We start from the raw sequence: 11,822 nt of genomic DNA, 5'->3' as shown, positions 1-11,822 counted from the left end.
CTTGGCTTACGCCAGCGCGCCGCGGACCTTGTCGGCGATCGCCTTGAAGGCGGCTTCGTCGGCGGCCATCGCGGCCAGGACCTTGCGGTCAAGCTCGATGCCGGCCACGCCCAGGCCGTGGATGAACTGGCTGTAGGTGAAGCCTTCCAGACGGGCGGCGGCGTTGATGCGCTGGATCCACAGGGCGCGGAAGTTGCGCTTCTTGGTGCGGCGGTCGCGGTAGGCGTATTGCCCGGCGCGGTCGACGGCGGCCTTGGCCGTGCGGATGGTGTTCTTGCGGCGGCCGTAGAAGCCCTTGGCCTGCTTCAGAACCTTCTTGTGCTTGGCATGGGACGTAACGCCCCGAGTGACGCGAGCCATGTCGCTATCCTTTCAAATTCGGTGTGGAGATCAGTCGAACAGCGCGCGCCGATCAGGCGTACGGCATGTAGGATTTGATCTTCTTGGCGTCGGCGTCGGCCATGACCGAGGTGCCGCGGTTCTGGCGGATGTATTTGCTGTTGTGGCTGATCAAGCGGTGACGCTTGCCAGCAACACCGGCCTTAACCTTGCCAGTCGCCGTGAATTTGAAGCGCTTCTTGGCGCCCGACTTCGTCTTCAGTTTCGGCATTTTCACTCTCTATTTTGAGTGGGCTACCGCCTATCGGCTACTTGAGCCCATAGGGAGGATAGACCCTGATTGAGAACCGCCCAGGCATGCCTGTTAGCCCGGCGGTTCGGTACGCGAAGGCGCGGCTTCTAGTCGAAGCAGGGCCGGAACGCAAGGTGGAAGGGCTATTATCCGCCTATCGGGGCGGATTGTGCTCCTCGAGGAATTTGATCGTTTCGGTCAGCATCTGCCGGCGCGTAGCCGGGAAGCTCATGTAGTGGTCTTCCCCCGCCAGTGACACCAGCTCCACGTCCTTGCCCGCCGCCCGCATGGCGCGATCCATGATCCGGCTCTGTTCGAAGGGCACCACCGTATCGTCGCGCCCGTGGATCAGCAGGACCGGCCCCTCGATCCGGGAGATCAGCCGCGCCGGAGAGCGTTCGGCGAGGCTCGGGTCGACGTCGCTGGTGACGCCCATGAACCGCTGCCAGTAGCGAAGTCCTTCGTTAAAGCGCGAACGCCCCCCTTCCCGCCGTTCGACCGCAAGGAATTCCGGCAGGTCCGAAATGCCTGCGACCGATACGGCGCAGCGGTAGACGCCGTCATCCAGCGTCATTCCGGCCAGGGCCGCGTAACCGCCATAGCTGGCGCCGACGATGCAGACGCGGGAGGCGTCGACCATGCCGGCGTCGGCCAGGTATTTGACCCCGTCGGCGAGATCGGACTGCATCTTGCGGCCCCATTCGCCGTAGCCCGCCTCCAGAAGCGTCTGGCCGAAGCCCTCGGAGCCCCGGAACTGGGGCTGGAATACCGCATAGCCGCGGGACGCCAGCGCCTGCGACCACCAGTCGAAGCCGGCCTTGTCGCGCGCCGCCGGCCCGCCATGAGGCAGGACGATCAGCGGCAGGTTGCGCGCCTCCCGGCCGGTCGGCTTGGTCAGATAGCCGATCAGGTCCATGCCGTCGGCGGCCTTGTAGCGAACCGCGCTGACCTCGGCGACGTCGGCGGCGGTCAGACCCGGATACTCGCGCCCGATGAGGTTCACGCTCTGCCGCTCGGCGTCGAACAGATAGGTCGAGCCCGGCTCGCCCGCGCCTTCGGCCCGGAACACCATGACGCTCAGATCGTCGTCGGTGTCGGTCAGGAACAGCTGACGGCCCGCCAGCCCCTGCACCAGCCGGTCCCAGTTCGCCTGGTGCGCCGGGTCGAACAGGCTGTAGGACTGGGTCAGGCCTTGACGGGAGATGCCGACCATATGCCCGGCGCCGTCACGGACGATGTTGTCCGCGCCCGCGTTGTCGTGCTGCGCCACCTCGGATCCGTCAGCCAGACTGATCTCGACCAGCACCGGCCCGTCTTCGCGATCCTCGCTGAGCAGCACCGTTTCGTCGCTACGGCCGAAGCCGAGGATCGCGGGACGATCCAGCAACGAGCGCCGGCTCAGCAGTTCGTTCCAGTTGCCGCCGCGACGCGCCAGCAGGCGCCAGGCCCCGGTCTCGCCGTCATAGGTGGTGCGCGCCAGCACCTCGCCGTCCGGACGGATGACATAGCTGCTGGTGTCCTCGGCGCCCGTCTGGTGCAGGCGGCCGCGACCATCGTCGAGGTCCACGCGATAGACGTCGTAGGTGTAGGCGTTGTTCTCGACCGTATAGGTCCGCAGATACATTACCGGGCGCCCGCGATAGGTCCCTACCGTCGCCGGGCCGAAGCTGGCCGTCAGGATAGCCTTATCGGCGCTGCCCAGCGCCCGCGCGACCCGCCGGGTGCGCACATTGACGATGTCCAGCTGCTCATACAGGCCCGGAGAGGTGGTGTAGGGCAGTTTGTCGTTGATCGTGCTCGAGATGACCACGTGGTCGGGCGAGGCCCAGAACACGAAGCGCGCAGCCCGGTCGCTCACATCGATGGTGACCAGGGCCTCGCCGGTTCGCGCCTGCGCGACGACCGTGTCCCCATCCGGGCTGCGTCGGATGTAGGCCAGCGCCGATCCATCCGGCGAGACCGAGACGCCATCGATCGCCGGCAGGGCGGCGTAGGCCTCGATCGGGGCCGACTGGGCCAGCGCCGCGCCGGCGGCGCCGAACAGAACCGCCGAGGCGGCCGCCACGGCGATGCAGAGATTTCGAACGGACATGCAAGCCCCCCGCTGTTGAAGCTCAACCGTAGGAGGCTTGGACAGCGGAGCCAAGCGTGAAACGCGAGCCGCCTACTCCGCCGGCTGCGGCGCACGCGACAGCTCGCGGTGTCTGAAGGCCCTTCCCGCGTTGATCGCCATCACCGCGGCCGGGACCGTCAGGGCCGCGCCGATCAGGAACGGCCAGTCATGGCCGATCCCCGAAAAGATCGCTCCGGCCGCCATCGGGCCGAATATCCGGGCGCTTGAACTGGCGGCCATGTTCAGGCCCAGCATCGCCCCCTGCCGGTCCGGATCGACCGAACGGGAGATCAGGGCCGAGATGTTGGGCATGGTCACCGCCATCCCGAAGGCTCCGAAGGCCATGATCGCCGGCACCAGCAGTTCGGCGTCGGGCAACAACCGGCTGGCGACCACCTGCCCCACCAGCCCCGAGCCGAAGATCAGGCAGCCGACCGCCAGCACCCGCGCCTCGCCGAACCGGCGCGCCAGCCGTCCGGCGATGAGGCCCTGACAGATGGTCGAGACCACGCCCACGGCCATGAAGCTCAGCCCGACCTCGCGGGCGCCCCAGCCGTAGCGGGCCTCGGTCCAGAAGCCGAAGGTCGACTCCATGCCCGAAAACCCGGCCATGTAGATCAGGGTCACCAGCAGCACCCGGGACACCACCGGATTGGCCACCGCGTCGTGCACTCCGCTCAGGAACGGCGGGCGCGGGGCCGCCGGATCGGCGGGCGCGCGGCTCTCCTTCAGCAGGACGGCGACGCCCAATGCCGCCAGCAGGCACAGGCCCGCCGCAACGAAGATGGGCAGTTGATACCCCAGAGCGCCGAGGTCCGGCCGTGTGAGCACGCCGCCCAGCCCCGGGCCGAAGATGAAGCCCAGACCGAAGGCCGCGCCGATCAGCCCCATCCGCCCGGCCCGCTGCGCCGGCGGGGTGACGTCGGCGACATAGCCCTGAACGGTCGAGATATTGCCCGCCCCGAGGCCGGTGAACAGCCGAACGGCGATGGCCAGCCAGATGTTCGGGACGAAGGCGAGCGCCAGATAGCCGAACGCATTGGCCAGTATGGTGACGATCAGCACCGGCTTGCGCCCGATACGGTCCGACAGCCGTCCCCAGAACGGCTCGCCGACGAACTGGCCCAGCGAATAGGCCGAGAACATCAGGGCCACCTGCCACGGCGGCGCGTCCAGCGTCTGGCCGTAGAAGGGCAGCAGCGGAATGACGATGCCGAAGCCGACCAGATTGACGAACACCACGCCGAACAGCACGGCCAGCGCCGATCGCGAGGGAGACGGAGGCTGGGCGGCTGGCGTCACGGGGCGGTTCTCGGGGCGGGGGGCTGCCCCTGTGTCAGGCAGATCGGGCGGTCGCGCAAGGCGCGGACGACAATCGCCGCCGCATCTGTTTCGCCCGGAGCGCCCTTCAGTCCTGCGGGCCCGGCGGATTGTTCGCTTCGAGGAACCGAACCGTCTCGATCAGCATCTGACGGCGCGTGTCGGACCGCGACAGCCAGTGATCCTCGCCCGGCAGTTCCACCAACTCGACCGGCTTGCCCGCCCGCCGCAGCGCCTCGGCCATGACCCGGCTCTGTTCGATGGGCACGACCGTATCGTCCTTGCCGTGGATCAGCAGCAGGGGGCCGTCGATCGAGGCCGCGAGATAGGCCGGGGACAGCTCGTCCAGAGACCGGTCGTTGAGCCGCGCCGCGCCCATGAAGCGGTTCCAGTAGCGCACGGTCTGACTGTCGCTTTGCCGCTCCTGCCGCGCCTCACGGTTGACCATGCGACGCAGGTCCGAAACGCCGGCGACCGACACACCGCAGCGATAGACGCCGTGGTCGAGGGTGAGGCCCGCCATCGCCGCATAGCCGCCGTAGCTGGCGCCGACGATGCAGACCCGGGCCGGATCGATGACGCCTTCGGCCGCCAGCCAGCGCACGCCGTCGGAGAGGTCGGTCTGCATCTTGCGGCCCCATTCGCCGTAGCCCGCCTCGAGGAACTCGCGGCCATAGCCCGTCGATCCCCGGAAATTGGCCTGCAGCACCGCATAGCCCCGCGAGGCCAGCGCCTGCGCCCACCAGTCGAAGCCCGCCACATCCTGCGATGCCGGCCCGCCGTGCGCCAGCACCACGAGCGGAAGGCCTGACGGTTCGGAAACGCCGGGCGGCAGGGTGAGGTAACCGGGAATGCCCAGCCCGTCCTGCGCCTCATACTGAATGGACCGAACGGCGCCGACCTGTTCGGGCGCGATGCCCGGATACGCATCCGCGAGGATGTCGGCGACGCCCCGGCCGAAATCGACCAGCTGATACTGGCCCGCCTCGCCCGTGTCGGTGAAGACGACGACCTGGCTCATCGCGTCGTTCCACGAAACAAGCTCCGGGGCCTTGTCCTTGAAGGCCCGTTCAACCGACTGCCAGCGCCGGGGGGCCAGCGGGTCCAGAAACTCGTAACGGAGGCCGCCCTCGCCGATGTGGCCGCCGCCGATCATCAGGCCGGTCTGCGGATGATGCACCAGGAAGTCGGGGGCCTCGGCAAACGGCAGGCGGCTCCAGTCGCCGGTGTCCACATTGACCTCGAACAGGGCGTCCCGATCCCCTCCATCTGCCGCGGCGATGTCCGGCCGGTCGGCCCCGATCACGATGGTGCGCGGCGTGCGGCCCATGCCGTGGAGGGCCGGCGTGTCCACCGGCGCGTCGACTGTCCACCCGTCGCGGTAATTCTGTCCCTCGGGCAGGCGCAACGCCCACCGGCCGCTACGATCATTGTAGCGGGCCATGGCGATGACCTTGCCTTCGCCGTCCAGCACATAGTCGTCGGTCGTGTGATCCATATAGGCCACCGGGCGCCCGCGCCCGGTCCTGAGGTCGATCCGCTGCAGATTGATCTGTTCGTTCGAGATGTTGACGCCGCGCACGAACAGGGCGTCGCCCTCGCTGGTGCGGCGGACCGAGGGCCGCCCGTAAAGCACCGCCAGCACGTCCGGAGTGCGGTCCAACACCTGGACGATGTTCTGCGTTCCCAGATCGATGAGCTGGCCGAACAACAGTTCTGACCGCGGCACGCCCAGGGTGGCGATGCTGCGCGTCTGCGAGGTGACCACCAGAAGCTTGCCCTCGCCGATCCAGCTCAGGTCGCGAACCTTGTAGGCGCCGATATCGCGCACGAACAGGTTCTCACCGGTCGCGAGGCGGGTCACCGCGACGGCCCGGGTTTCGCCCGCGACCGTGATCCGGGCGATCAATTCGCCGCTGGGGGATAGCTGGATAAGCTCGATGGCGGGGGTCGCGCCGTAGGCTTCGAGCGGTGCGGGGGCCGGCAGGGCGCTCTGGCCCCATGCGTCGCCTCCCCCGCAACACAGGGCGGCGACCGCGAGGGCGCATGCCGTCAGCTTCAACTTGAACACGCGCCCAGCCTCCCCTTTGCCGTGTAGCCCTTGTCCACCGCCACGGCCCCCGGTTTCAAGAGGGCTCGGCTGGCGCGGCAAAAAGAAAGCCCCGACCGTGGCGGTCGAGGCTTCCTGTTTTCAGCGATCGATCAGGCGGAGCCTATTTCGGCGCCAGGATCATGATCATCTGGCGGCCTTCCATACGCGGCGCGTATTCGACCTTGGCGATTTCGTCGAAGTCGGCCTGAACCTTGTTGAGCAGCTTCATGCCCAGCTCCGGGTGGGCCATCTCGCGACCGCGGAAGCGCAGGGTCACCTTGACCTTGTCACCCTCGTCGAAGAACCGGTGCATGGCCTTGGCCTTCACCTCGTAGTCGTGGGTGTCGATGTTCGGACGGAGCTTGATCTCCTTGAGCTCGACGACCTTCTGGCGCTTGCGGGCCTCGGCCTTCTTCTTCTGCTCCTGGAAACGGAACTTGCCGTAGTCGAGGATCTTCGCCACCGGCGGCTCGGAGGTGGAGACGATCTGAACCAGGTCCATGCCGGCCTCTTCGGCGGCTTCCAGCGCGGCTGACGTCGGCATGACGCCCTGCTTTTCGCCGTTCTGGTCGATCAGCAGAACGCGCGGCGCGCGGATTTCGTGGTTCATGGGCGGCCCGTCCTTGACGGGCGGCTGGTTCATCGGACGGCGAATGGGCGTCGTTTCCTTTTGTGGACAGGGTCGGCGAGACGAAGCACGCGACGGATCGCGGTCTTCCCCTCCAGCGGCCTATATGACCGCGAATGCCCGTCTCTTCAAGGTTTGACCGGCGTTCCGGCGCCGATGAAGGCGTCGTGCAGACCCACAACGCCCTCGAACACATGGTCGACGGTCAGCGCCTCGATGGGCGCGAACTCGCCGCGTGTCTCGTTTGAGGCCACGGTGCGCGTCTTCGGTCCCCAAGGGCCGTAGAGCCACCACTCCGTCGGCCCGAACAGGCCGAGCGTGGGGCGTCCGGCCGCCGCCGCGACGTGCATCAGGCCGGAGTCGTTGCCAACGAACAGGGCGGCGCGGTCGATCGCCGCCGCCGAGGCGAGGATGTCCCCCTTGCCGACGAAGTCGATGCCCCGCTCTCCCGCCGCGGCGAGAGCGGGCGCGGCCGGCGGATGATCGCCCGGCCCGCCGACCAGCATGAACCGCCAGCCGTCAAAGCGCGGTTCGGCCTTCAGCTTCTCGACCAGGGCTCCCCAGCGGTCCGCCGGCCAGCTCTTGCCCGGCTGATGGGCGATGGGGGCCAGGGCGATGATCGGACCGGGCGCCGTCGCCAGTTGCGGATCGATGACGGCCCCCGCCTCGGCCCGGGCCTGCGCGTCGATGAACAGTTCGGGATCGAGGGTGTGATCCGCCTCCATCAGGCGGGTGACCATCTCCACCTTGGGCGTGCCGGTCTCAAGTCCCCGGTGATAGACTCGCCGCTTCTTCGCCCGCACCTGAAAGGCCAGGGCCGAACCGCGGATGTCGATGACCATGTCCCAGCGGGTGCGCCAGACCTGCTTCAGCAGGTCGATCCAGTGTCCGGCGAACTTCTTCTTGTCGAGGATGATGACCCGTTCGACGCCAGGCGCGGAGCGGAAGAAGGGCGCGGGCGGCCGGCCGCAGGCGACGGTGATCCTCGCCCCCGGAACCTGCCGCGCGATCTCGCGGATCACGCCCGAGGAGATGACGCAGTCACCGATGCGGTTGGAGGTGACGAACAGGACCCTGGGTTCGGACACGCGGATTGGCCTTCGCTTCGCTTTCGGTCGTTCGCTATCAGTCCCTGAGGATTTTCGCGAGAGCACGACCATGGACGATCTCGAACAGCTGGCCCGGCCCGACGGCGAACACCTGGCGCTGAAGCGCGTCCGGGGCGCCGGGCCGACGGTCGTCTGGATCGGCGGCTTCCGCTCGGACATGGAGGGGACCAAGGCGCTGGCGCTGGACGCGGCGGCGCGCGAGCGGGGCTGGAACTTCGTCCGCTACGATCATTTCGCCCACGGCCGCTCGTCCGGGGACTGGCGAAAGGCCACGATCGGCCGCTGGCGAGAGGACGCCATCGCCCTGATCGACAGCCTCGAAGGGCCGGTCGTTCCCGTGGGCTCGTCGATGGGCGGCTGGGTCGCCCTGCTGCTGGCGCTGGCCCAGCCTGACCGGCTGGCGGGTCTGGTGCTCGTCAATCCGGCCCCGGACTTCACCGAGGATCTCATGTGGCCCGGACTGGCCGACCACGAGCGTCAGGCGATCCTGCGCGAGGGCGAGACGCTGGTCGTCGAGGAGGGCCTCGGCGAATACGTGCTGACCCGAGAAATGTTCGAGGAGGCGCGCGAGTGGCTGGTGCTGCGCGGGCCTCTGCCGGTCCGGGCGCCCGTTCACATCCTGCAGGGGCGCGCCGACGATGTCGTGCCGTGGCGGCGCCAGACCACCCTGATCGAGCACCTGACGGGGGCGGACGTGCGGCTGGACCTGATCGAGGGCGGCGACCACCGCCTGTCCTCTCCGGCCGATCTGGACCGGCTGATCGAGGCCGTTGAACGGAACCGGCGTTCAGGCTCTACATTGTCGTGAGATCAACCGGGAACAACGCCATGCGTACCGCCCTCATCGTCGCCGCCTCCGCCCTTACCCTCTCGGCCTGCGCCTCGGGCATGGGCTCGAACCACTACCAGTCGGAATTCGAGCGCCTGTCCGCGGACTGCACCGCGCGCGGCGGCATCCTGTCGCCAACCGGTCAGCAGTCCGGCCGTCCGCAGCTCGACAACGTCTGCAAGGTGACCGGCCAGCCCTCCAACCGCTGACGGTTCAGGGCGCCGAACGGTCTAAAGGAGCGCGGTCAGGGCTGCGCGCGCCTGTTCGCCAAGGTCAGGCCGCTTCAGCGCCAGGGCGACGTTGGCGCGCAGCAGGCCGATCTTGTCGCCGCAGTCGTGGGTCACGCCTTCATACTCGACGGCGGTGAAGGTCTGGTCCTTCATCAGTCGGGCCATGCCGTCGGTCAGCTGGATTTCGCCGCCCGCCCCGCGCGGCTGGTTCTCCAGAATGCCGAAAATCTCCGGCTGCAGGATGTAGCGGCCCGAGATCGACAGGTTCGACGGAGCCTCGCCACGCGGCGGCTTCTCGACCATCCCCTTCATGCGGATGTGCGGCCCGCTGCGGTCCTCGGGATCGACGATGCCGTATTTGTGCGTCTCGCTCTCGGGCACAGCCTCGACGCCGATCACGTTGCCGCCGACCTCGGCATAGACGTCCGCCAGCTGTCTCAGCGCGCCCGGCGCGGCGTCCACGATCACGTCGGGCAGCAGCACCGCGAACGGCTCGTCGCCGATGATGTCGCGAGCGCACCAGACCGCGTGGCCGAGGCCGAGCGGCTGCATCTGGCGGGTGAAGCTCATCTCGCCCGCGCTGGCCAGTTCGGCGTTCATCATGTCGAGGATGTCGGTCTTGCCCTTGGCGATCAGCTGGGCCTCGAGCTCGATCTGGTGATCGAAATAGTCCTCGATCGCGCCCTTCGACCGGCCCGTGACGAAGACGATGTGCTCGATCCCGGCCTCGCGCGCCTCTTCCACGATGTAGCTCAGGATCGGCCGGTCGACGACGTTCAGCAGTTCCTTCGGCGTGGTCTTGGTGCCGGGCAGAACGCGCGTGCCGAGGCCGGCGACGGGCAGGACGGCCTTGCGAAGGCGGCGGGCGTGATCGGTCATGCGGGATCCTGAACAGCGAGGTCGGCCAGCCTAACGCATAACCGCCGCGATGCGATCACTCGACGGTGACGGACTTGGCCAGATTTCGCGGCTGGTCGACGTCCGTGCCCTTCTGCACCGCCACATAGTAGGCCAGCAGTTGCACCGGCACGGCATAGACCAGCGGCGCGATCAGCGAGTGGCACTCGGGCGCGTCGACCCGGCGGATGCCGGCGCCATGCGGATCGGGAGCCGACTTCGGCGCGATCATGATCACCGGCCCGCCGCGCGCCGCGACCTCCTGCAGGTTCGACGCCGTCTTCTCGAACACCTCGTCCAGCGGCGCGAGGGCCACGATCGGGGTCAGTTCGTCCACCAGCGCGATCGGCCCGTGCTTCAGCTCGCCGGCGGCGTAGCCCTCGGCATGGATGTAGCTGATCTCCTTCAGCTTCAGCGCGCCCTCCATGGCCAGCGGGAACATCGCCCCGCGGCCGAGGAAGAGCACGTCGGTGGCCTTGGCCACGTCGTGCGCCACCAGCTTGAGCGCGTCCTCCATCAGCATGGCCTCGGCGATCAGGCGGGGTGCCTCGAACAGCGCCTTGACCAGCTCAGCCTCTTTCGCCGCATCGATCCGGCCTCGCTGCACGCCCGCCGCCACGGCCAGCGCCAGCAGGGCGGCGACCTGTGCCGTGAAGGCCTTGGTCGAGGCCACGCCGATCTCCGGCCCCGCATGGGTCGGCCACAGGGTCTCGGCCTCGCGCGCCATCGACGAGGAATGGACATTGACCAGCGCCGCCGTCTTCAGCCCGTTGGCCTTGCACCACGACAGGCTCGCCAGCGTATCCGCCGTCTCCCCCGATTGGCTGACCGCCACGGCCAGCGTGCCCGGCGTCAGCGCCGGCTGGCGGTAGCGGAACTCCGAGGCGATCTCGACGTCGCACGGCAGGCCCGCCAGCTTCTCGAACGCATAGCGGCCGATCTGACCGGCGTAGAAGGCGGTGCCGCAGGCGACGATCTGCACCCGGTCGATAGCCGCGAAGTCGGTCGGCCCGGCCTTGGCCTTGCCGTTCACGAAGTCGAGGTATTCCGACAGGGTGTGCTGGACGCTGTCCGGCTGCTCATGGATTTCCTTCTCCATGAAGTGCCGGTACTCGCCCTTCTCGACCAGGGCCGAAGACGCCGAGACCTGCACGATCGGCCGGTCGACCGGGTTGCCGCCGACGTCGAACATCCGCGCGCCCGACCGGTTGATCCCGACGTAGTCGCCCTCTTCCAGATACGAGATCTTCTGGGTGAACGGCCCGACCGCCAGCGCGTCGGAGCCGAGATACATCTCGCCCTCGCCCCAGCCGACCACCAGCGGGCTGCCGCGCCGCGCGCCCATGATCAGCCCCTCCTCGCCCTCGATCAGCACGGCCAGCGCATAGGCGCCGGTCAGCCGGTCCAGCACGGTCTTGAACCCGACCAGCGGATCGTTCCCCCGCGACAGCTCGCGGTCGATCATATGGGCCACGACTTCGGTGTCGGTCTGGCTTTCGAACTGATGGCCTTCGGCCGCGAGTTCAGCCTTCAGCTCGGCGAAATTCTCGATGATGCCGTTGTGGACCAGCGTCACCCGGCCCGCCTTGTGCGGATGGGCGTTGGTCGTGGTCGGGGCGCCATGAGTCGCCCATCGCGTGTGGCCGATGCCGACCGTGGCGTTCAGCGGCTCGGCCGCCAGCACCGCCTCCAGCTCGCGGATCTTGCCCTTGGCCCGCCGGCGCTCGATGCGTCCGTCGACCAGCGCCGCCACCCCGGCGGAGTCATAGCCCCGGTATTCCAGCCGCTTCAGGCTGTCGATCAGGCGGGGAACGGCGGGGCCGACGCCGGAGACACCGATGATGCCGCACATGAACTCTACCCCTCGGAAATCTGGAGACCCGCGCCTCGCGCGGATGCGGTATGGTGCAGGCCTAGCCTGACCGTTGGCGCCGGTGTAGGCGACAGGGGCCGGGAATTGCACCTGAAAAGCG

11 protein-coding genes are annotated in these 11,822 nt (G+C 68.2%); 2 read left to right on the top strand and 9 right to left on the bottom strand.

Annotated elements, in window-relative coordinates:
* Positions 1 to 6 precede the first annotated feature (6 nt).
* From rplT to GGQ87_RS06295, 7 genes are all read right to left on the bottom strand, one after another.
* Positions 7 to 360 carry a 50S ribosomal protein L20 gene (rplT, locus tag GGQ87_RS06325; protein WP_168045827.1) on the bottom strand — a complete coding sequence of 118 codons (354 nt, stop codon included), beginning with the start codon at positions 358 to 360 and terminating at the stop codon, positions 7 to 9.
* 52 nt (positions 361 to 412) lie between these two features.
* On the bottom strand, positions 413 to 610 hold the full coding sequence (gene rpmI / locus GGQ87_RS06320) for a 50S ribosomal protein L35 (protein WP_003166435.1): 198 nt from the start codon (positions 608 to 610) through the stop codon (positions 413 to 415).
* 175 nt (positions 611 to 785) lie between these two features.
* Entirely contained in the window at positions 786 to 2,723 is a 1,938-nt protein-coding gene (locus tag GGQ87_RS06315; protein WP_168045826.1) for an alpha/beta hydrolase family protein, read from the bottom strand.
* Positions 2,724 to 2,795: 72 nt separating this feature from the next.
* On the bottom strand, positions 2,796 to 4,046 hold the full coding sequence (locus tag GGQ87_RS06310) for an MFS transporter (RefSeq protein ID WP_168045825.1): 1,251 nt from the start codon (positions 4,044 to 4,046) through the stop codon (positions 2,796 to 2,798).
* A 106-nt stretch (positions 4,047 to 4,152) separates the two neighbouring features.
* Entirely contained in the window at positions 4,153 to 6,135 is a 1,983-nt protein-coding gene (locus tag GGQ87_RS06305) for an alpha/beta fold hydrolase (protein WP_168045824.1), read from the bottom strand.
* A gap of 142 nt (positions 6,136 to 6,277) precedes the next feature.
* Entirely contained in the window at positions 6,278 to 6,799 is a 522-nt protein-coding gene (gene infC, locus GGQ87_RS06300; protein WP_168045823.1) for a translation initiation factor IF-3, read from the bottom strand.
* 113 nt (positions 6,800 to 6,912) lie between these two features.
* Entirely contained in the window at positions 6,913 to 7,872 is a 960-nt protein-coding gene (locus tag GGQ87_RS06295) for a glycosyltransferase family 9 protein (protein WP_168045822.1), read from the bottom strand.
* A gap of 70 nt (positions 7,873 to 7,942) precedes the next feature.
* Here GGQ87_RS06295 and GGQ87_RS06290 point away from each other — a divergent pair, with 70 nt between their 5' ends.
* Both GGQ87_RS06290 and GGQ87_RS06285 read left to right on the top strand, forming a co-directional pair.
* Positions 7,943 to 8,701: an alpha/beta fold hydrolase gene (locus tag GGQ87_RS06290; protein WP_168045821.1), complete on the top strand. Its 759-nt coding sequence runs from the start codon at positions 7,943 to 7,945 to the stop codon at positions 8,699 to 8,701.
* Positions 8,702 to 8,721: 20 nt separating this feature from the next.
* On the top strand, positions 8,722 to 8,931 hold the full coding sequence (locus tag GGQ87_RS06285; protein WP_168045820.1) for a hypothetical protein: 210 nt from the start codon (positions 8,722 to 8,724) through the stop codon (positions 8,929 to 8,931).
* Between the two features lie 21 nt (positions 8,932 to 8,952).
* On the opposite strand, the gene galU is transcribed toward GGQ87_RS06285, so the two are convergent.
* The gene (gene galU / locus GGQ87_RS06280) at positions 8,953 to 9,831 is read right to left on the bottom strand and encodes a UTP--glucose-1-phosphate uridylyltransferase GalU (RefSeq protein WP_168045819.1); all 879 of its coding nucleotides are present in this window, start codon (positions 9,829 to 9,831) and stop codon (positions 8,953 to 8,955) included.
* 55 nt (positions 9,832 to 9,886) lie between these two features.
* The gene (gene glmS / locus GGQ87_RS06275) at positions 9,887 to 11,701 is read right to left on the bottom strand and encodes a glutamine--fructose-6-phosphate transaminase (isomerizing) (RefSeq protein WP_168045818.1); all 1,815 of its coding nucleotides are present in this window, start codon (positions 11,699 to 11,701) and stop codon (positions 9,887 to 9,889) included.
* Between the last annotated feature and the right edge of the window lie 121 nt (positions 11,702 to 11,822).

It is taken from the genome of Brevundimonas alba, assembly GCF_011927945.1.
Lineage (GTDB): Bacteria > Pseudomonadota > Alphaproteobacteria > Caulobacterales > Caulobacteraceae > Brevundimonas > Brevundimonas alba.
This window is presented reverse-complemented; position numbering and strand designations above follow the sequence as displayed.